Annotated in this window: 18 protein-coding genes; 14 read left to right on the top strand and 4 right to left on the bottom strand. The window is 55.1% G+C overall.

From position 1 onward, the window contains the following. Positions 1–16 precede the first annotated feature (16 nt). Positions 17–253 carry a hypothetical protein gene (locus HGO37_RS14420; protein ID WP_250983899.1) on the top strand — a complete coding sequence of 79 codons (237 nt, stop codon included), beginning with the start codon at positions 17–19 and terminating at the stop codon, positions 251–253. 198 nt (positions 254–451) lie between these two features. On the opposite strand, the gene HGO37_RS14415 is transcribed toward HGO37_RS14420, so the two are convergent. Then, a complete protein-coding gene (locus HGO37_RS14415) occupies positions 452–1,162 on the bottom strand; it encodes a ribonuclease activity regulator RraA (RefSeq protein WP_250983898.1) in 711 nt (236 codons plus the stop codon). A gap of 229 nt (positions 1,163–1,391) precedes the next feature. Here HGO37_RS14415 and HGO37_RS14410 point away from each other — a divergent pair, with 229 nt between their 5' ends. The 11 genes from HGO37_RS14410 (at position 1,392) to HGO37_RS14360 (ending at position 14,162) form a co-directional block, all read left to right on the top strand. Then, positions 1,392–2,180, top strand: a complete 789-nt coding sequence (locus HGO37_RS14410; RefSeq protein WP_250983897.1) for a GntR family transcriptional regulator — start codon at positions 1,392–1,394, stop codon at positions 2,178–2,180. Between the two features lie 34 nt (positions 2,181–2,214). Continuing rightward, positions 2,215–3,330: an ABC transporter ATP-binding protein gene (locus HGO37_RS14405; protein WP_250983896.1), complete on the top strand. Its 1,116-nt coding sequence runs from the start codon at positions 2,215–2,217 to the stop codon at positions 3,328–3,330. Beyond that, positions 3,327–4,256: an ABC transporter permease gene (locus HGO37_RS14400; protein ID WP_250983895.1), complete on the top strand. Its 930-nt coding sequence runs from the start codon at positions 3,327–3,329 to the stop codon at positions 4,254–4,256. Before HGO37_RS14405 ends, HGO37_RS14400 begins: the two co-directional genes overlap by 4 nt. Before the next feature lie 11 nt (positions 4,257–4,267). Further along, a complete protein-coding gene (locus tag HGO37_RS14395; protein ID WP_192490729.1) occupies positions 4,268–5,149 on the top strand; it encodes a carbohydrate ABC transporter permease in 882 nt (293 codons plus the stop codon). Positions 5,150–5,209: 60 nt separating this feature from the next. Next, on the top strand, positions 5,210–6,739 hold the full coding sequence (locus HGO37_RS14390) for an extracellular solute-binding protein (RefSeq protein ID WP_250984091.1): 1,530 nt from the start codon (positions 5,210–5,212) through the stop codon (positions 6,737–6,739). Positions 6,740–6,809: 70 nt separating this feature from the next. Then, positions 6,810–9,140: an alginate lyase gene (locus tag HGO37_RS14385; RefSeq protein WP_250983894.1), complete on the top strand. Its 2,331-nt coding sequence runs from the start codon at positions 6,810–6,812 to the stop codon at positions 9,138–9,140. Between the two features lie 18 nt (positions 9,141–9,158). Beyond that, positions 9,159–9,908, top strand: a complete 750-nt coding sequence (locus tag HGO37_RS14380) for an SDR family NAD(P)-dependent oxidoreductase (protein ID WP_192490727.1) — start codon at positions 9,159–9,161, stop codon at positions 9,906–9,908. A gap of 15 nt (positions 9,909–9,923) precedes the next feature. Then, positions 9,924–11,093, top strand: coding sequence for an SGNH/GDSL hydrolase family protein (locus tag HGO37_RS14375; RefSeq protein WP_250983893.1), 1,170 nt, complete (start codon positions 9,924–9,926; stop codon positions 11,091–11,093). After that, complete coding sequence (locus HGO37_RS14370; RefSeq protein WP_250983892.1) at positions 11,090–12,124, top strand: hydroxyacid dehydrogenase; 1,035 nt, start codon at positions 11,090–11,092, stop codon at positions 12,122–12,124. The genes HGO37_RS14375 and HGO37_RS14370 overlap by 4 nt, the downstream gene beginning before the upstream one ends. Further along, a complete protein-coding gene (locus HGO37_RS14365) occupies positions 12,121–12,906 on the top strand; it encodes a sugar phosphate isomerase/epimerase family protein (protein ID WP_250983891.1) in 786 nt (261 codons plus the stop codon). The genes HGO37_RS14370 and HGO37_RS14365 overlap by 4 nt, the downstream gene beginning before the upstream one ends. An 8-nt stretch (positions 12,907–12,914) precedes the next feature. After that, a complete protein-coding gene (locus tag HGO37_RS14360) occupies positions 12,915–14,162 on the top strand; it encodes a glucarate dehydratase family protein (protein WP_250983890.1) in 1,248 nt (415 codons plus the stop codon). Between the two features lie 82 nt (positions 14,163–14,244). Here HGO37_RS14360 and HGO37_RS14355 read toward each other — a convergent pair whose 3' ends face one another. After that, complete coding sequence (locus tag HGO37_RS14355) at positions 14,245–16,236, bottom strand: putative bifunctional diguanylate cyclase/phosphodiesterase (RefSeq protein WP_405049448.1); 1,992 nt, start codon at positions 16,234–16,236, stop codon at positions 14,245–14,247. A gap of 276 nt (positions 16,237–16,512) precedes the next feature. Here HGO37_RS14355 and HGO37_RS14350 point away from each other — a divergent pair, with 276 nt between their 5' ends. Beyond that, positions 16,513–17,556 carry a class I SAM-dependent methyltransferase gene (locus HGO37_RS14350; RefSeq protein ID WP_250983889.1) on the top strand — a complete coding sequence of 348 codons (1,044 nt, stop codon included), beginning with the start codon at positions 16,513–16,515 and terminating at the stop codon, positions 17,554–17,556. A gap of 168 nt (positions 17,557–17,724) precedes the next feature. Here the strand turns inward: HGO37_RS14350 and HGO37_RS14345 are convergent, their stop codons facing one another. Continuing rightward, positions 17,725–18,417, bottom strand: coding sequence for an aspartate/glutamate racemase family protein (locus tag HGO37_RS14345; protein WP_250983888.1), 693 nt, complete (start codon positions 18,415–18,417; stop codon positions 17,725–17,727). Positions 18,418–18,686: 269 nt separating this feature from the next. Here HGO37_RS14345 and HGO37_RS14340 point away from each other — a divergent pair, with 269 nt between their 5' ends. Further along, positions 18,687–19,262, top strand: a complete 576-nt coding sequence (locus HGO37_RS14340; RefSeq protein ID WP_250983887.1) for a DNA polymerase III subunit epsilon — start codon at positions 18,687–18,689, stop codon at positions 19,260–19,262. Between the two features lie 105 nt (positions 19,263–19,367). Here HGO37_RS14340 and HGO37_RS14335 read toward each other — a convergent pair whose 3' ends face one another. Next, entirely contained in the window at positions 19,368–21,764 is a 2,397-nt protein-coding gene (locus HGO37_RS14335) for an aldehyde dehydrogenase family protein (protein WP_250983886.1), read from the bottom strand. Between the last annotated feature and the right edge of the window lie 4 nt (positions 21,765–21,768).

Genomic DNA, 21,768 nt, shown 5'->3' with positions numbered 1-21,768 from the left:
ACATATCGAGGATAGCATGACGAACATCAATGCCAGCATTCAGCTCAGCGAGCGCCATGAGGAATACCTCGCGCTAATCAATATGCTCGAATATACCGTTGGGATCGCTGAAAGCCTTTCCTCGAAATCGGCAGCCTTTCAATTGGACGCAGCCCGCAAGACTTTGATGGGCGAATTGAAAAATGAGCTCACAGCCGACCTGTCGACACACGAAATTACGCAATTGGCAGGCGTCAGAGCCGGCCACTGCTGAGCGGCCTGGCAGGTACTGCCAGCCTCTCCCCGGGCTCGAGGCCATCATGACCTCCTATCTCATGGTGTCGGGTCCGGCATATCAGTCACGCACGAAAGCTGCTTCCAGTTTTCCGCTGACAAAATGACCGGTAAGGGCGCATAGCCTCACTCCATCTAATGCTGAAGTGGGCGCGATCAAAATCGCGCCGGGATCGGTTTACCGCCCGTTCTGGTTTCGCCATTCAGCAAACAGGGCCAGGTTGCTTTCATCCGTTGCCGGATAAAGACCGATAATTGTGTGGCCTGCTTTGACCCGTTCCGTGACGAAATCCTCATAGGCCGTCATCTCGACGGCCTCGTCAGCAATCTCATCAGCAATTTCAAAGGGTATGACGATAACGCTGTCGTCATCACCCACCATGATATCTCCTGGAAAAACGGCCACGTCACCGCAGCCGATCGGCACGTTGATATCAATTGCCTCATGCAGCGTCAGATTGGTCGGGCTCGATGGTCGGTTGTGATAGGCTGGAATGTCCAGTTCCCCAATCGTCATTGCATCGCGAAAGCCGCCATCTGTAACGACACCTGCCCCGCCACGCACCATCAACCTTGTGATCAGAATATCACCAGCCGAAGCCGCCCGCGGGTCTTTGCGGCTATCCATGACCAGTACCGAACCTTCCGGGCAGGTCTCGATGGCATGGCGTTGTGGATGTTTTGGATCGCGAAACACGGACATCGGATTACGATCTTCACGCGCTGGCATATAGCGAAGCGTAAATGCCGGGCCGACCATGTTGCGGCCCTTTGGTCGTACCGGCCGCACATCCTGGATAGTTTGGTTTTTCAAGCCGCGCTTGTAGAGCGCCGAGCAAAGCGTTGCAACGGATACGCCCATCAGTTTTTCACGGGTATCGGGGTTCATGGTCATTTCTCGCTGTTCGAACGGTTCATTGTCATTTCCGTCTGTTTTGCCCATTCGGCTGAAAAGGCTTTGTATTCAGGGTGTTTGACCGTGTGGATGAAGACGATTTCCGAGAAAATCTGGATGAATTTTGGCCGGGGCGACATCTCCATCGTCATCACAAGCTTGACTCTCAAAAAAACAACAGATATGTCAAGTTATATTCTGATATCTCAGTTTGGTTATTGATATGTCTAACGCTGTTGAATTTCCATCGTTGCCTCTGTCCGATCTTGTCACGCCACAGGACTTGCCGGTCGATGGAAATATGACCAACCGGATCCACGCCTTGCTTCGCAAATTGATTGTCGAAGTGAAGTTGCTTCCGGGTCGGGCGCTGTCTGAAAAGGAAATCGCGGCGTTGTTGCATGTCAGCAAGACGCCGGTGCGTGAGGCGATCATTCGCCTGGCGGAGGAAGGTTTTGTGACGGTTGTGCCGCAGGGCGGAACCTACATCTCACCGATTGATGTGCAGCGTTATATGGAGGCGTGTTTCATCCGCTTCAAACTCGAAGAAGGTGCTGTCATAGAGGCGGCCAAGCGGCACTCACTTGAAGATATTGCCCGCCTGAAGACCTGTCTTTCGCAGCAGCGTACGGCGGCGGCCGATGAAGAATTTACCGACTTTTTCCTGTTGGACGAGGAATTCCACCGCACGATTTTTGCGGCGGCTCGTCTGCCCGGTGCCTGGAGTGTTGTAAACCAGGCCAAGGGTGAAATGGACCGCATGCGCCACCTGAAAAGGGTATTTGCGGTGCGTCGCACGGAAAAGGTCATCGAAGAGCACGAGGCGATCGTGAATGCGATCGAGTCTGGCAACGTTGAAGCGGCGCGTGACGCCGTCCAGTGTCATCTGGGATCGCTGGAATCCAAGATCGCAGAACTCTCCAAGAACCCCAAAATCTGGACCTTCATCGAGCAGGTCAATACGCGCGTCACGAGAAAGCGTGTGTCAAGAGGAGCCAAGGCCCCTGCCTGACTGAACATTCAAGGCTTTTGAGGAGGGGCCTTTCATGTCTGCAGTTCAAATCAACGATGTCGTCAAGCGCTACGGCGCTCTCGAAGTCGTACATGGCATCAACCTTTCCATTCAACCGCAAGAATTCGTTGTGCTCGTCGGGCCATCGGGCTGCGGAAAATCCACCACACTGCGCATGCTCGCAGGCCTGGAAGATATCTCCGACGGCACCGTCTCGATTGACGGGCGCGTCGTCAACAAGATCGCCCCGAAAGACCGCGATGTTGCGATGGTGTTTCAGAACTACGCGCTTTATCCGCATCTGAACGTAGCTGAGAACATTGCTTTTGGCCTGCGTGTACGGGGCGAAAAACGCGATGTGGTCGACAAGGCCGTTGCCGAAGCCGCACAAATCCTGGGGCTGACGGAATATCTGGCACGCAAGCCAGCCGACCTCTCGGGCGGCCAGCGTCAGCGCGTCGCCATGGGTCGCGCTATCGTGCGCCGCCCGAAGATTTTCCTTTTCGACGAGCCTCTCTCCAATCTCGATGCCAAACTGCGCACCCATATGCGGGCTGAAATCAAGCAGCTTCATAAGCGCATGCAGGCAACCAGCGTTTACGTGACCCATGACCAGGTCGAGGCGATGACGCTCGCCGACCGCATCGTCATCATGAACCGCGGCAATATCGAGCAGGTCGGCTCACCAATGGAAGTGTTTCTGGAGCCGGCAAACACATTCGTTGCAAGTTTTATCGGGTCGCCGCCGATGAACCTGCTGGACGCGACAATCGACAAACAGGACGGCCGCGTCAAAGCCGTGCTGGCCGGCAGCTCTGGCCAGAGCCTGACAATCCCCGATGCATTTGCAAAAAATGCAACGCAGGGGCAGTGGGTCAAGCTCGGTATCCGGCCTGAAATCATGTCGGTAAAAACGGAAGAAGGGCGTGAGGTCCTCCACTGCAACATCGAACTTGTCGAGCCGCTAGGAGCGGAGGCTCTGCTGCATGGTAAGGCCGACGGTCAGCCGTTTATCGCCAAGGCTGAAACGCTTTACGCGGACCACGCGCTCAATGGTGTGACTGAACTCGGTATCGATACGACCCGCATCCATGTTTTCGATTCCGAAACAGGTCGATCCCTCAAGACCGCAAGCGAGACGCGGTCATGAAACAGCATTTCCAACAATCACTCAGTGATGTGTGGCACGATGTGCGCCGCGATTGGCAGCTGTATTTGCTGCTGGCACCGATGGCCATCTGGTTTGCGCTGTTTCTTTACAAGCCGATGTACGGGTTGATCATCGCCTTCCAAGACTTTTCGATCTTCCGCGGCATCGAAAAAAGCCCCTTTGTCGGATTTGCGAATTTCATCGAGCTTTTCCAGAATGACATGTTCGTACGTGCCTTCTGGAACACCATCACGATCAGCGGCCTCGGACTGATTTTTGCATTTCCAGTGCCGATCATCCTGGCCTTGATGTTCAATGAGGTTCAGAGCGAAATCGGCAAACGCTGGGCGCAGACTGTCGTCTACCTGCCGCACTTCATTTCCGTGGTAATTGTTGCCGGTATCGTCATCAACTTCCTGTCGCCTTCCATCGGCATCGTCAACCTTTTCCTGAAAGGCATTGGCCTTGAGCCAATTTACTTCCTGACACAGCCCGAATGGTTCCGTCCCGTGTTCATTGGTTCGTCGGTATGGAAAGAATCCGGCTTTGAATCGATCGTCTATCTTGCAGCGATCGCCGGTGTCAGTCCGACACTTTACGAGTCCGCACGTGTTGACGGTGCGTCGCGCTGGCAAATGATGTGGCGGATCACCCTGCCCTGCATTTTGCCGACGATCATCATCATGCTGATTATCCGCATCGGCAATCTGGTCGAGGTCGGTTTCGAATATATCATCCTTCTTTACCGTCCATCCACCTATGAAACGGCCGACGTTGTGTCGACCTTCATCTACCGCACCGGTCTGCAAGGCACGCAGTATGATCTGGCCACGGCTGCCGGTCTGTTCAATGCGGTCATTGCTTTCGTTCTTGTCTATTCGGCGAACCGTATCAGCCGAAGAGTCTCGTCGACATCGCTGTGGTGAGGAGCTGAAAAATGGCAAGTTTCAATTTGTATTCCCGTGGTGACAGGATTTTTGGCTGGGCCAACGCCATCCTGCTGGGGCTGTTTGTGCTGTCGACCCTTTACCCATTTATCTATGTCGCGGCCGTTTCGATATCATCGGGTGCAGCGGTGACCGCCGGGCGCGTGACTTTGTGGCCGGTTGATGTGACGCTGGCCGCCTATGAACATGTTCTGTCCGACAGAATGTTCTGGATCGCCTACGGCAACACCTTCATCTACACCTTCGGCGGCACGTTCATGAGCCTGCTGATCATGATCCCCGGCGCCTACGCCTTGTCGCGTAAAAGGTTGCGTGGTCGCACCTTCTTCAACATCGCGATTGCCTTCACGCTGTGGTTCCACGCAGGCATGATCCCGTTCTTCCTCAACATGCGTGACCTCGGTCTGCTCGACAGTCGTTTCGGTATCATCATTGGCTTCGCGGCGAGCGCCTTCAACGTCATCCTGCTGCGTAATTTCTTTGAAGCCGTGCCGAAATCCTTTGAAGAAGCCGCCAAGATGGACGGTGCGAGCGAGTTGCAGCTGTTGTGGAAGGTTTTTATCCCGCTGTCCAAACCCGCCATCGTCACCGTTGCGTTGTTCTGCATCGTGTCGCGCTGGAACGGATATTTCTGGGCCATGGTCCTGTTGCGCGGTGAAGAAAAAATCCCGCTGCAGGTCTACCTGAAACGCGTCGTCGTCGATCTCAATTCGAATGATGAATTCGCTTCAAGCCTGCTGACAGCCCAATATTCATTCGAAACGGTGACCTCCGCGATCATGATCGCGTCGATCATCCCCGTCCTGATCATTTACCCCTACGCACAGAAGTATTTCACAAAGGGAATTCTGCTGGGCGGAGTCAAAGAGTAGCAGCACAAGGGAGGAGAACCTGTGAGACAACTACGAAAAGGCACGCCCCTTCTGGCGTTAATGACAGCCGTTACAATGGCAATGCCGGTTGCCGCGCAAGACACTGGCAAGATATCAGAAGACCCGTTGGAACTAACGATCCATTTTCACTTCCGCGATAAATACGTCTACTCAGAAAAATGGCCGGTGGAGCAGAAAGCCGCTGAGATCACCAACATCCACGTTCGCAATGTCGCATCTCTGGCAACAACCAGCAGCCGTGATGCCTTCAACCTGCTGATCGCATCGGGTGATCTTCCCGATATCATTGGCGGCGACGCCTCCGGAGGACTGAAGGAAGATTTTATCCGCTACGGGCTGGAGGGTGCCTTCGTTCCGCTTGACGAACTTATCGAGGAACATGCACCAAATCTGAAGGCGTTTTTTGACAGCCACAAGGACATTCGCAACGCGATTTCCGGCCCTGACGGCAAGCTCTATTTCATTCCGTACGTGCCGGATGGGAAATATTCCCGTGGCTGGTTCATCCGCCAGGATTGGCTGGACAAGCTCGGGCTGAAGCAGCCGGAGACGCCGGAAGAAGTCTATGAGGTCCTCAAGGCATTCCGCGACAAGGATCCGAACGGCAACGGCAAGAAGGATGAGGTTCCATACTTTGCCCGTGAACCGATCGATGCGATCCGTCTCATCAATCTCTGGGACGCACGCGTGTCAGGTTCTGAGCGTTATGGGGACTTTGCGGTCTATGACGGCGAACTGCGCCATCCGTGGGCTGAAGAGAACTATAAAACAGGCATTTCGAATGTTGCCAAATGGTACAAGGAAGGGCTGATCGACAAGGAAGTCTTCACCCGTGGTGCTCGCTCGCGAGAATACCTGCTGGGCAACGATCTTGGTGGCATGACCCACGATTGGTTTGCGAGCACTTCGACCTACAACGATGCTTTGGCGCCCAAAATCGAAGGTTTTGCGCTGAAACCGATGTTGCCACCAAAGTCAGCGTCTGGTGAACGTTTCGAAGATGCCCGCAGACTGCGTGTTCAGCCGGTTGGATGGGCAATTTCCGCCACCAATGAACATCCAGTCGAAACGATCAAGTACTTCGATTTCTGGTTCTCCCAGCAGGGGCGCATCCTATCGAACTTCGGTGTCGAAGGTCTGACCTATGAGATGGTCGATGGCAAGCCGCAGTTCAAAAGGGAAGTTCTTGAAAACAAGGATCCGGTCAATGCGCAGCTCTGGGCCGTCGGTGCACAGGTGCCGCGCGGTTATTGGATGGACTATGAATATGAACGCCAGTGGACCAACAAGATCGCGCTTGAAGGCATCGATATGTACGACAAGTGCAATTGCCTCAAGGACGAGTTCATGGGCGTGTCTCTGAACGCGGAGGAAAAGGCAATCTTCGACCGCTACTGGCCGAGCCTTCTTACCTACATGACCGAGATGCAGCAAACCTGGATCTTGGGTGCACAGGACGTCGATGCCGGTTGGGATGCCTACAAGAAACGGCTGACCGCACTGGGTTACGATGAGGTCATCAAGATGATGCAGTCGGCCTACGACCGTCAGTACAAATCGGCCCAATAAATCAGTCTATCGCGATGGCGGCCCTGTCGCCGCCATCCCCTTTTTTTGTTTTTACAGGAGTTAGAGCGCAATGCGTCCCTCTGCCTCGGCGATCGCCAGACAAGCTCATCTCGATGAACCGCGCCCGGGTTCCCTGACCATTGGCTACATGCCGAGTGAGCAATTACCGCCTACAGAAAATCCACCGCGTTTTTCCTGGCTTCCCGATATTGATGACGGTGCGCGCTATGTGCTGCGCATCTCGTCTGATCCCGATTTTTCTGATGCGAAAACAACTGTCTATGAAGATCTGGCCTGGAACTTCTTTACCCCGGACAAGGTGCTTTTGGATGGCCATTATCACTGGAGCTATGCGCTCTGGGATCAGAATGCAGGACAAGCTCTTTCCAACTGGAGCAAGGTGCGCGATTTCGAAATCACCGCTGCCTTGCCAAAAACACCGTTACCAGGCCGGGCAGTCCGTCATACCGCCGCCCACACGAGCCATCCAAGGCTCTGGCTGAATGGCGATCAGCTAAAATCCTTCTCAGCCGCTGTGGCAAAGGATGCCGGTCATTGCGGATGGACCGACTTTTTTGAAAAGTCGGTCAAACCCTGGCTGGACCGGCCGATCACGCCGGAACCGAAACCCTATCCCAACAACGTCCGCGTCGCGACCTTGTGGCGACAGATGTATATTGAATGCCAGGAAGTAATTTACGCCATTCGCCATTTGGCTATTGCGGGACGCGTTCTGGGGCGTGAAGACCTGCTCGACAGGTCGCGGGACTGGCTGCTGGCTGTTGCCGCCTGGGATCCGACTGGCGCGACCTCCCGCGCCTACAATGACGAAGCTGGCTTTCGTGTCGTCGTTGCATTAGCCTGGGGATATGACTGGCTTTACGACCATTTGAGCGAGGAAGAGCGCGAGACGGTCAAAACCGTTCTGCTGCGCCGTACGCGAGAGGTTGCTGACCATGTGATCTCCCATGCTCGCATCCACGTCTTCCCCTATGACAGTCACGCAGTACGCTCTTTGTCTGCCGTTCTGACGCCTGCGTGCATTTCGTTGCTGGGTGAAAGCGAAGAAGGTGGTGAATGGCTCGACTATACGGTCGAGTTCCTGTCGACCCTCTATTCCCCGTGGGCGGGCACCGATGGTGGCTGGGCCGAAGGTCCGCACTACTGGATGACCGGCATGGCGTATCTGATCGAAGCCGCCAACCTGATCCGCTCTTACATCGGTTACGACCTCTATCAGCGCCCATTCTTCCAGAACACCGGACGGTTTCCCCTCTACACCAAGGCGCCGGGAACACGACGCGCCAATTTTGGTGACGATTCCACCATGGGTGATCTGCCTGGTCTCAAGGTCGGCTACAATGTGCGCCAGTTTGCCGGTGTGACCGGCAATGGCCATTACCAATGGTATTTCGATCGCATTAAACAGGATGCGGCTGGTACCGAAATGGCCTTTTATAATTACGGTTGGTGGGATCTGAATTTTGACGATCTTGTTTACCGTCACGACTACGAGCAGGTGGAGGCTGTTCCGCCAAGTGATCTGCCAGCACTGTCCGTGTTCAATGACATTGGCTGGGTCACCATCCAGAAACATATGGAAGATTCGGACCGGCATCTGCAGTTCGTGTTCAAATCCAGCCCGTACGGTTCGCTGAGCCACAGCCACGGCGATCAGAACGCTTTTGTGCTATATGCCTATGGCGAAGATCTGGCGATCCAATCCGGTTATTACGTCGCCTTTAATTCACAAATGCATGTGAACTGGCGCCGCCAGACCCGCTCGAAAAATGCGGTGCTTATTGGCGGCAAAGGCCAATATGCCGAAAAGGACAAGGCACTGGCACGGCGTGCCGCCGGGCGTATCGTGTCCGTCGATGAGCAACCTGGCCATATCAAGATCGTCGGTGACGCAACGGCGGCCTATCAGGTGGCAAATCCGCTGGTTCGCAAGGCACAGCGTGAAATCCACTTCGTCAACGACAGCTATTTCGTGTTTGTCGATGAGGTGGAGTGCGCCGAGCCGCAGGAGTTGCAATGGCTTTGCCACACGATCGGGGCGCCGCAGACCGGCCGTTCCAGTTTCCGTTACACCGGCAAGAAAGCCGGTTTTTACGGCCAGTTTGTCTATTCATCGGCCGGTATGCCGCAGATTGCCGCTGTTGAAGGGTTTCCCGGTATCGATCCGAGGGAATTCGAAGGGCTCGAAATCCATCACCACGTTAGCGCGACCGTACCGGCCGCAACACGGCACCGTTTGGTCACTCTTCTGGTGCCTTACAGCCTGAGCGAACCGAAGCGCATTTTCAATTTCATCGATGATCAGGGTTTCTCGACGGACATCTACTTCAGCGATGTCGATGACGAGCGCTTCAAACTCTCTCTTCCCAAGCAGTTCTAATCAATACGAGGTTTTCAAATGCAACGTTTCAAAAACAAAACTGTCGTCGTCGCTGGTGCAGGTCGCGATATTGGCCGCGCATGCGCTATCCGGTTTGCTCAGGAAGGTGCCAATGTGGTGCTGACCTATAATGGCGCGGCGGAAGGCGCAGCATCAGCCGTTTCCGAGATCGAAAAGCTCGGCGGCAAGGCGCTGGCCGTCAAGGCCGATCTTACCAAGGCCGCAGATGTCGAAGCTGCAATCTCTGCCGCAGCCGACAAGTTTGGGGAGATCCATGGTCTGGTACACGTGGCAGGCGGCCTGATTGCCCGGAAGTCTCTGGCCGATATGGACGAGGCCTTCTGGCATCAGGTTCTTGACGTTAATCTGACGTCGCTTTTCCTCATTGCCAAGGCCGCGGTGCCGAAAATGGCAAAAGGCGGCGCCATCGTTACCTTCTCGTCGCAAGCCGGCCGTGATGGCGGCGGTCCCGGCGCGCTGGCCTACGCGACATCCAAGGGTGCAGTGATGACCTTCACGCGTGGCCTTGCCAAGGAAGTTGGCCCCAACATTCGCGTCAATGCGGTTTGCCCGGGCATGATTTCGACCACCTTCCATGACACCTTCACCAAACCGGAAGTGCGTGAGCGGGTGGCCGGTGCCACGTCGTTGAAGCGCGAAGGCTCGAGTGAGGATGTTGCCGGTCTGGTAGCCTTCCTTGCGTCCGACGATGCTGCCTACATCACCGGCGCTTGCTACGACATCAATGGCGGCGTTCTGTTCTCCTGATATCCTGGTAAAACCATGTCCGTATCGTTACCAAGGGCGAGCCGCATTGCCATTCTTGGCACGTCGCTCGTCCAGCAAAACCACATTGGCGATGCCGGGATGCTCGCGACATCGGCACGCGGCTGGATGAGTTGGGCCGAGGTTCTGTCTCACGGCAGGCTTCGTTGTCCTGTCCATCACGATCCATCGGTGCCGGCTGGTTGGGAACCGAGCAATCGACCTGGCGTCAGTCGGTTTTTTAGCGGGCTCAATTTCGGGGTGTCCGGGCAGAAGGCAATCGAGATCGAACGGCGGTTGTCGTTATTGCTGCGATCGGATTTCGACCTGATCCTGCTTGATGCTGGCACCAACGACATGATGGCGGAAACGCGCCAGACGATTGCAGATACCAGAGCACGTATTGCGTCGGCTTTGCTGGCGGCGGGCAAAACGGTCATTCTGCTGCCCATTCTGGCGCGTGGTGTGGGCAAGTGGCCAGCCCATGGTTCCGAACGGGCCAAGGCGCACTGGATCAATCGCCAGGGTGCTGAATTCGCCGCCAACCACGCCAATTGCCATGTGTTTGACTGGAACGCGGCTTGGGTTGATCCGGATAATGAATTCGGAGAGCCCTATTCCGGTTATTCTGACGATGGAACGCATTTTTCAGTACGGGGTGCCTTTGCCGTGGGTAAGCTGCTGGCAGGCTATCTCGAAGCCATGTTACCGCGTGCGCCGGACCGCCTTCTGCCGAAAGATGATCGCTTCGATGCTGTCGACAATCCAACTGGCAATCTGGTAACCGAACTATCCGCGAAGACACTGACCGAAAAGGGTGACCAAAGCCACCGTCTTGGCGGGCAGATTGAACATCCGGGAACAGGTAACTGGATTGAGGCGATCTGCGATATCGACGTGCCGGCTCATCCCGGAATTCTCGGAGTAACACTACGCTTGAAGGATGTTGCCGAAGACGGGCAACAGGCCAACGCGTTAAACCCCTTTCGCACAGAAGATGGTACAGTTTTCCCTTTCCCCGATACCCATTGGAAAGGTGCATTGCGGACGCCGCCATTAAAACTCCGGCCGGGTAACGCACCGCCCGAGCTTTATCTCGATGTTCTGATGCAGGGTGGTTCAAAGTCGATCAACATCGATATTGCGCGCATTGACGTGCGGCCTGTTTCAAGTCCGGTGCGCGCATGACCAGGCATGGTAAGAAACCGAAGCTGTTGATAGCCATGCGCAGCGAGCTTCCCGAAGGATTTTTCAGCACGCACGAATGGGCGCGACTGAATGCGGTGACAGATATCATTGATGGATTTCCCTATACGGACTTTGACACGGGTAAGGGTCGCGAAGCTCTGGCTGATGCCGACATTCTGCTGGCGGCCTGGGGTACACCGTCGTTGACAAAAGAACGCCTTGCCAGGGCACCGCACCTCAAGATGCTGGCTTATGCGGCATCATCGGTGCGCGTGGTCGCGCCTGCCGAGTTTTGGGACAACTCAGATATTCTGGTGACAACAGCCGCATCCGTGATGGCCACACCGGTGGCCGAGTTTACCTACGCGGCTATTATCATGTGCGGCAAGGATGTGTTTCGCCTGCGGGATGAACACCGGGCTGAGCGCGGGACTGGTGGTTTTGGCAGCCGGCGTGGCATGAACCTGCCCTGGCTTGGCAGCTATTCCCGCAAAGTCGGCATTGTTGGCGCGTCTCGCATCGGGCGGCAGGTCATCGACATGCTGACACGAGGCAGTTTTGAAATTGCCGTCTATGATCCATTCCTGTCTGAGGATGAGGCAGTTGCACTTGGTGCGACAAAAATGGAGTTGCACGCGCTTCTCGCATGGTCCGACATTGTTTCGCTACATGCGCCGATCCTGCCGCAGACCCACCATATGATTGGCGCTCGAGAGTTCGCGCTGATGGCCGACCATGCGGTGTTCATCAATACCGCACGGGGTTGGCTGGTCGATCACGCGGCATTGTTATCGGAGGCACAATCCGGCCGCTTGCGTGTTCTGATCGACACGCCGGAACCGGAACCCTTACCGGTGGACAGCCCATTCTACGACTTGCCGAATGTCGTGCTGACACCACACATCGCCGGTGCGCTTGGCAATGAACTGCGCGCCCTTTCTGATGTCGCAATTACTGAAATCGAGCGATTTGTTGCCGGCCTTCCACCGCTTTACCCCGTCCGCAAACAGGACATGGAGCGTATGGCATGAGCGCTGTTGATTACTGTTTTTCGACGCTTGGATGTTCTGAACTCAGCCTGCATGAAACCGCTGACCTGGCGAGACGGCATGGTATATCTTCCGTGGAATTACGTGCGCTTTCCGGCGCGGTTGACGTGATTGCTGCATTGAATTCGGAGTTTGGCAGACCGTCGCAGTTTGCGGCCTTTCTTCAACAGCGCGACCTCAAGGTCGTTGGCCTCAACACGTCGATCCGACTGCTTGAAAGTCGTGACCTGTCGGCCGTCGAACCCTTTATTGCATGGGCGGAAGCGGCAGGCGTGGCACATCTGAGGATCTTTGACGGCGGCAAACAGTTAGCTGTCGACGAACTGAGGCGCGCAACTGCACTGCTTGATCAATGGCAAGCCGACCGGCAATCGCGCGGGCTGAATGTCGATCTGATGATCGAAACCCATGATGCTCTGGCAGATGCTGCGCAACTGAAGACCTTCGTCAAACACGTGCCAAACGCCTTGATATTATGGGACACCCATCACACCTGGGCCAAGGGTTCTGCTCTCAACAGCCTGTGGCCTGATATCGCCGACAATGTCGTCCATTTGCATGTCAAGGACAGCAAGATGGGAAGCGATGGCCTTCGCCATTACGTGCTTCCCGGCCACGGTGATTTCCCCATGGCGGATCTCATGTCGCTTGTCAGGTCGAGTAATCGACACGTCCCTCTCAGTCTCGAATGGGAGCGCCACTGGCATCCCGAACTGCCACCTCTGGATGACGCGTTGACGGCAGCGCGCACCTGGTGGCGATAGGAGTTCTTATGCGTATCGCTGACATCAAATTAACGCCGGTTGCCATCCCCGACAAACCATTGCTGAACTGCAAGGGTGTTCACCAGCCCCATGCGTTGAGAACCATCATCGAAGTCCTCTGTGATGACGGCACGGTTGGTTTGGGAGAAAGCTATGGCAGTATCAAAGCCCTGGACGGTTTAAGACGGGCGGCTCCGTCATTGATCGGCCTTGATCCGTTTCACCTCCACGAGTTGAAGGCAAAAGTGATTGCTGCTTTGCCCGGTGGTGGAGGCATCAACGCAAAAACGGCAGTTGCCGATCACAAGCTGACGGACGTTGTTGCCTCGGCATTTGAAGTTCCATGTCTTGATATTCAGGGCAAGCTGCTTGGACGGCCGGTTTGTGACCTGCTTGGAGGGGCGGTTCGTGACACCGTTCCCTTCAGCGCCTATCTGTTTTTCAAGTTTGCCGCCCATATCGGTCAAGAACCGGACGAATGGGGGGAAGTGCTGACGCCAGACCAGATGGTCGGGGAAGCCCGCCGGATGGTGGATAAATACGGCTTTCAGTCCCTGAAGCTCAAAGGGGGCGTGTTACACCCCGATCTCGAAATCGAGACGATGCTGAAGCTTCGCGAAGCCTTTCCAAATCATCCCTTGCGGATTGATCCCAATGGCGGCTGGACCGTCGACACAGCCATCTATATCGCCCGCAAACTGGAAGGTGTTCTGGAGTATCTTGAAGATCCTGTCATCGGTATGGACCAGATGGCGGAGGTCGCAGCGGCAACGTCACTTCCGCTGGCCACCAACATGATCGTTCTTGAGTTTGACCAGATCGCCGAAGCCTTCCGCAAAAATGCTGTCCAGATCGTCTTGTCCGACCATCACTATTGGGGCGGTCTGCGTGCCTCGACACATCTTGGCAAGATCTGTGAGACATTGGGGCTCGGTGTTTCCATGCATTCAAACTCGCATCTCGGTATCACGCTTGCTGCAATGACACATGTCGCCGCGGCGACACCCAATCTCAGCTATGACTGCGATACACATTTTCCATGGACTGGCGTCGATGTGATTGAAGGCAAACCCTTCACGTTCCGTGATGGCAAGCTGAATGTGCCACAAGGCCCGGGTCTTGGTGTGTCACTTGACCACCAGAAACTCGCCGAACTTTCTGCGCTCTACGAACAGACTGAGATGAAGGAACGCAACGACACTGCCTATATGCAGTTGTTCGATCCCGGTTACGAAAGACGCGTGCCGCGCTGGTAACTAAAACGCCTTTGACAGGATGTTGGGCGTCCGGTTCATGACGCCGATTGGGAAATCTATAGCGCGCGAGAGTTTAGCGCTCTTATCCCTGAATCAGGGAGTTTCCCGCAGGCGTTGACCGACGCACGACCTCATAGGTCTCGAATTGGGTGACGGGCACGGGGCGTCCAACGTGGAAACCCTGGATCTGGTCTATTCCGTATTGCCGCATCAACTGCTCATGGGCTTCGGTTTCTGCACCCTCGACAAGAATTCGCAGGCCACGGTTGCGCAGCAGGCTGATGATATCACGCAGCATCATGCGACCGCGCTCGGTGTCGCAATCATGCAGGAAGGAGCGGTCGATCTTCACCGTGTCGAATTCGATCAGACGAAGCCAGGACAAACCGGCAAAACCGGTGCCGAAATCGTCGAGCCAGATTTGCGCACCAAGTTTTCTCAGATCACTGATGCAGCGAACCACCTCCTGATCCATCTCCAGCTCGACGCCTTCGGTAATTTCGAAGGCAAGCCGCGCACCCATCAGGCCAAACTCTGACAGCGTGGCTGCGACATAGGTCGCAAACCCGGGCATCTTCAGTTCGATTGGCGAGACGTTGACACTGGCAACAGGCACAAGATTGGTCGCCAACAGATCGCTGCAAACCGTTCGGATTGCCCAGCGCCCGAGATCGACAATCGCTCCTGTTCGCTCGGCGATCGGAATGAAGGTGCTTGGCAGAACAGGCGTTCCGTCCAGCATCCTTAATCTCATCAAGGCTTCAGCCCCACTCAATTCGCCTGTCTTGACGTCGCGGATCGGTTGATAAACCAGAGTAACGAGGCGCTGTTGAACGGCGATTTTAAGGATCGCTGCAATGTTTTCACTGTCATCGCTCGCCCATGGGTCCTTGGTGTCGAATAGTTTGACGCAGTTGCGGCCACTTGCCTTTGCGGCATAGAGCGCACGGTCGGCCTCGTGAATGACCCTGTCTACTTGGATTGCATTACCGCGTGTGTGCGACACACCCACGCTGACGGTGACGAAGGGTGTTCCGTCGCGTCTTGCTTCATGCGGATACGCCATGACACGGACGGCGATACAAATCGCTTCCGCCAGATCGGCGGCGCGTTTGGGTGTGTCGGTCGGGGCAATGACGATGAACTCCTCACCGCCATATCGGCCAATGATGGCGCCATGCAGTGATGCAACGGTTTTCAGTCGCTGCGACACCGCAATCAGGCAACGGTCTCCCTCCTGGTGACCGTAGCAGTCATTGTAACGTTTGAAGAAGTCGACATCGATGAGCAGGACAGCAAAACTCTTGCCGTGCTCTCGCCAATTGTTCCAGTAGTCACGCAGTCGCTGGTCGATCGCGCGGCGATTTTCAAGGCCGGTCAGCGAATCGGTGATGGACAAGTGCAGCAAAGCCTTGCCCCGTTCGTCGGCTGCTGATTGCTGCAGCCGCGCCTCATAGGCGTTGAGGAAAACCTTGTAACGCTCTCTGTTGAGCTGCAGGTTCACGTAGGATGTAAAAATGAAGCAGGAAATACAGAATGCACCGAGGATCAGCTTGTAAAGCAATCCCATCGGCTCAAAGGCGTAGAGAAAACCGACGAAGATTGTCAGGTTCGTCGCCGAAGCCGCGAATGCCAGTGGAAACCGGAAGCTGAAAAACAGGTTGAAGCTCATCATGAAGATGGCGCCAAACACCATGTAATAGGAAAAGGCATTCGCATGGCTGGTCATTTGTGCCGTAGCGAGCCACACTACATAACCTGAAAGCACGGAGACTGCGGCAACAAGATCGATGATATCGGCACGTGCCTTGAAGTGCAGCAGAATTTCGAGAACGCACAATGCGACGATGCCCACGGCAACGCGGCCCGCAATGGTGTAGAGCGCGACATCGCGCAGGAACAGGTAATCGGTCGCAGAGTAAGCGATATATGCGGCAACAGCGATCCAAAGACCGTGACGCGTCACGTCTTTTCGGTTGAGTTCACTTTCCTGCTGATAGAGGCTACGCATCTGCTCAGGGGAAAGCGCCGGCCGCATCGCGGGCACGGTGGTCTCGGCTAACAAGTGCATCATGCCCTATTCACCCAACATCCAGCGCATTGATTCTAGCCGCCATCCGGCCAGAGCCGGAAGTCAACGATGATTCACCCTGCGCAAGCTCCCATGCCACTCTCAACCGAGAGTGCACCAACTCTCATATATCCTGAGGTTATTAACTTTTTCTAAACTTCTCACAAACGGGAAAGGTGGGGGTTGTTGAAAAACATGACCTCCTCGAACTTGACGTGCACGGAAAATGCTGAAGATTTTATCTTTTTCTTTAACCCTTTATTCAGCAGTGAGGTTCGCGTGGCTCAGCCTTTGTTCTCCCTTGACGGTGAAAGTCTTATCACTCCCCAGTCGGTCACTAACCATCGCCACCCGTCTGACAAAACCGCCGAGGCCGATCTTCTGGCAACGGCAGAGGCGGAGTTCGTGCTGATCATGAGCCTCGCAAACCAGCGCTTCAGCGCCGGTAACGACCTCGCCGAAGCGACAAAATGGCTGATTGCCCAGATGCATGATTTGCGGTGGAAATATGGTCCGGCCGTATGGCAGGGACTTATTCCGATCATTCAAGCGCACCCTTCCGCAAAAATCATGCAGCAGTGCCCATTCACCCGTTGGTCTTTTGAAAAGCCACGTGGTTATTCGGGCGACGCCAGCCTTATCGACTTTATTTACGGTCATTCGGCGGTAGCGGATGAGGTGTCAAAATCCACGCCTCTCGGCCTTAACATCTTTGAATATACCCGCAATGCGCCGGGACCGGTTGCCGTTCGCGAGCGCCGCGACATTCTAACCGAGTATGTTGATATGGTTGCAGCCGAGAAGGGACCGGAGACGGAAATTCTGACCGTTGCAGCAGGCCATCTTCGTGAAGCAGAAAATTCTCAGGCGCTTAAGAACGGTAGCATCAAGCGTTGGGTTGCCCTTGATCAGGACCCGCTCAGCATCGCATCGATTTCAAGCCAGTTCCATGGCACGTGCATTGAACCAATCGATGGCTCTGTCCGTGGCCTGCTTGCCAAAAAACACAAGATCGGCACGTTTGATTTCATCTATGCCGCAGGCTTGTACGATTACCTTACCGACAAGGTTGCGATCCGCCTCACCCAGGTTTGCATGGACATGCTGAAGCCGGGCGGCATGTTCCTCTACGCCAATTTCTCCGATGAAATGGCCGATGACGGTTACATGGAATCCTATATGAACTGGGAGCTTCTCCAGCGTTCGGAAGCTGATATGTGGCGCGTTACCAATGCCAGTGCTGATCCAAACACCGTAGACAGCAAAGTGTGGTTTGGCGCCAACCGAAACATCATCTACAGCACAATCAAAAAACGGTCCTGAGGATCATTGGGCCAAGGCCATTCGGCCTGTAACTTCCGAAATAGCGACGACGCAATACTAAATTGCGTCGTGACAGAGACGAGGCTTGGAAGTTCGCAAACCTTGCCATTTGCGCTAAGCTGGCGTGCGGGCTCTTACTAAATGTCGTCCGGCCAATGACTACAGGACCTATTCTGCCAGGGCCAAATCAATTGCCACTTCGCAATGGATCAATGTGGTGTCGAAAACCGGCACGGAAACATTATCCTGATTAAGCAACATGCCGATTTCGGTGCAGCCTAGGATCATGCAGTCGGCCCCAGTTTCGACAACACGCTGGGCGATCTGCTCGTATGTGGCACGGCTGTCATCCGTGGTGATGTCCTTGCACAGTTCATCATAGATGATGTGATGAACAACTGCGCGGTCATTAGCATCAGGTAGAACTGGATCGAGCCCGGCTTCGATCAACCGCCCCGTATAGAAGCTTTGCTCCATGGTGAATGCCGTGGCCATGAGGCCGGGTCTATGGAGACCTGCTTCGGCAATGCGGCTGGCGGTGGCATCTGCAATATGCAGCAAGGGAATGCCGACGCCGCTCATCATCTGATCGGCAAGTTTATGCATGGTGTTGGTCGCGAGAATGATAAAATCTGCGCCGCCACGTTCCAGTGCCTTGGCCTCGGCATTCAAAATCTGCCCGGCCTCTTCCCACTTGCCAGCGCTTTGTAATGTCTCGATTTTTGCGAAATCAAGCGAGCGGATCAAAAGCTCAGGGGAATGAAGACCGCCAAGGCGCTGCCTCGTGATTTCGCAGAGCTTGCGGTAGTAGGTTTGTGTCGACGCGGCGGACATGCCGCCCAAAATACCGATAAGTTTCATTGCGCCATTATCCGTTCAGAGGCTTTTAATGTGCCCAGCCTGCCACCGGGCGGTTTGTCGAGACGTGAGTTGTTTTAACATCAGATGAACCGTGCGGTAGATGGCAATGTCAGGGATTTTGCATGTCCTGCCTGATATCCGAGAGGTTAGAGTGTTCTTCTTTGTGCAAAATCATCGGCTTTCGGCGCCGAGAATCCATCATGACAGTTGAATTTTCACATGCTTAGATCGCTTAGGCGATATGGTCGTTACGACACAAGGAGCTTGCTGTGGCCTACATCTACATCGTGACGGATTGCGAATTCGACGGTCCTATACCGGGTATGAATTCGATGCTTTCTTTCGGGTCTGTCGCTGTTTTCGAAACTGGTGAGATTCTTGGCGAATTTGAAGGTGTTCTGCAACGCCTTGATGGCGCCGGAAGTGACCCGGCTGTAATGGATTTCTGGCAGCGGTTTCCTGAGGCATATGCGGCGGCTACAGAAAATGCGCAGCCACCGGATGTCGTCATTAAACGCTTCGTCAATTGGATCAGGTCGCTTGGACACCATCCGATCTTTGCGGCGCATCCGGTTTCTCTCGATGGGCCGTGGTTTGACTATTATCTGAAACGGTTTACCGGCAGGCCATTGCTGGAAGGGCCTTGGGTGGAGGACCGGTTATTTCGCTATGCACCACTTTGCATCATGTCGATGGTTGCCGGAAAAACCGGGCGTGAGCACTGGAACTGCGATGTCAAAAAATATCCGGCTGAATGGCTCGGGTCGGTCGAGCATACCCATCGTGCAATAGATGACGCACGTGGTTACGCCAATCTGTTGCGCTTCTTGATCAGAGACCGTTGATACGGTCCTGCCGTGTCTGGCGAGCTTGCTTTGGTCAAAGATGTCACGGGGTTCGGTAAACCCCGTGACTGATCTTATCTTGATTGGCCCTGAAGTTGGACCGCGTCAGGCGCCGTAAGGCACCCAGATGTTTTTCACCTGAATGGCCCTGCGCAGATAATCGCGCCCCTGCGCCTCGGAACGGTCCAGCCAATCGGGCTGGCGACCGTTATTGACCCAGGTTGCTTTCAGGTTTCCGGCAGATGCCTTTTCAACCATCGCGCTTCCCTTGTCCGAACCGAAGTACCAGACAGCAGCCACCTCATCATGTTCAGCCAATGTCTTGGCCAGCACATCACGCTCACCGGTCACGATGTTGATGACACCACCCGGGACATCCGATGTGTCCAGTACCTGATAGAAGTCACCCACAATCAGTGGATGTCGTGAAGACGGGATGACTACGACGCGGTTGCCCATGGCGATTGCTGGCAGGACGAGCGACACCAGAGACAGAAGCGGTGCCTCATCCGGGCAAACGACGCCGACAATGCCCCATGGTTCATTCATGGCAAGCGTGACATGGCGAGATTTGGTCGAATGCACCGCGCCATCAAACTTGTCGGCCTGTGCTGCGTAGTAGGAAATTCGACGCAGGGATGCCTCGAACTCCTCCGTTGCCTTCTTCTCGCTCACGCCGGTGCTTTCGATGATACGCGCGACGAATTCGCCGCGCCGTGCATCGAGGTTTTCGGCAAGATAATAAAGCACCTGTGCACGGTTATGGGCTGTTGCGGAGCTCCAGCTTGTTGCCTTGGACGCTGCTTCCACGGCATTGCGGATATCCTTGCGGTTGCCAATGCCGGCCATGCCGATTACCGCGTTGCCCTTGCCTGTCACAGAGTAGCTGTAGCCACCGTCGGGACGAGCTTGTTTACCGCCGATATAGTTTTTCATGGTCCGGTCGAGACCATCGACCGCCATCTTGCTGTCTCCTGACGGCAAGGCTGACGGGGTGAAGGTTTCAAGGGCCTTGGCAACCGGAAGGCTCTTTTCCCAATCGGCAGCCAGATATTCATAAAGGCCTTCGCGCGCACCTTCGCGGCCAAAACCGCTTTCACGGTACCCGCCGAAGCCGGCACCGGCATCAAGCATGTTGGTGCAGTTGATCCACACCACGCCAGCCTTGACGCGTGCCGCCAGATCAAGCGCCACATTGATGTTTTCCGACCAGATCGATGCGGCCAGGCCGTAGCGGGTGTTGTTGGCCAGTACTGCGGCTTCGTCCGGGGTACGGAACGTGAAGGCAGCGGCAATTGGACCAAAGATTTCCACCTGGCAAACGGTAGAGGCCTGATCAACTTCGGTGAAGAAGCCGGGGGCGATATAATTGCCCTTTGCTGGCAACGGGTTCTTGCTTTGCCAGAGTTCGCCACCTTCATCCACGCCCTTGCGAACCAGATCGGTGATGCGCTTTACCTGCGTAGCGGAAACAATCGCGCCGACATCGGTCGACTTGTCGAGCGGATCACCAACGCGCAGTGTTTCCAACCGCTTTTTCAGGCGAGCGTAAAACGTCTCGGCAATACCTTCCTGCACCAGCAGGCGGGAACCCGCGCAGCAGACCTCACCCTGGTTGAACCAGATGGCATCAACCACACCTTCAACGGCAGCATCCAGATCAGCATCTTCGAAGACGATGAACGGTGATTTACCGCCCAGTTCCAGCGATAGTTTCTTGCCCGAACCGGCAATCTGCTCCCTGATGACCCGACCAACCTGCGTTGAACCGGTAAACGCTACCTTGTCGATGCCGTCATGGCCGCAGACGGCCGCACCAGTCGAGCCATCACCCTGGATGATGTTGACGACACCTGCTGGTAGACCAACCTCATGGCAGATTTCTGCAAAAGCAATGGCTGTCAGCGGAGTGAGATCAGCGGGTTTGAGCACCACGGTGTTACCGGCGGCCAGTGCTGGTGCAATCTTCCATGCCAGCATCAACAGCGGGAAATTCCACGGAATGACTTGACCGCAAACGCCAACGGGCGAGAAGCCACGGAACTCGTCTTCTACCATCTCAGCCCAACCGGCATGGTGGTAGAAATGACGGGCAACGAGAGGAATATCGATATCGCGGGTTTCGCGAACCGGCTTGCCGTTGTCCATGGTTTCGAGAACCGACAGGAAACGCTCACGCTTTTGGACGTGACGCGCAATGGCATAGAGATAACGGGCACGTTCATGGCCGGATAGTTTCGACCATTTTCCGAATGCGGCACGGGCAGCCTTGACCGCCAAATCGACGTCATCCTCATTACCGCAAACGATTTGTGCCAGGCTTTCGCCGTTCGCGGGGTTTGATACGGCAATGGTCTTGCGGCCTTCCGGAGTTACGAAACGGCCGTTGATGTAGTGACCGAATGAGCGTCCGTGTTTATCGAGCCACTGCGTCACATCGCCATTCGCCTCGGGGGAAGGTCCATATTCCATGGTTTGCAAAATGTCCTTAATGGATACCATTTTT

This window comes from Rhizobium sp. CG4, from assembly GCF_023701965.1.
In the GTDB taxonomy this organism is placed as follows: Bacteria; Pseudomonadota; Alphaproteobacteria; order Rhizobiales; family Rhizobiaceae; genus Agrobacterium.
This window is presented reverse-complemented; position numbering and strand designations above follow the sequence as displayed.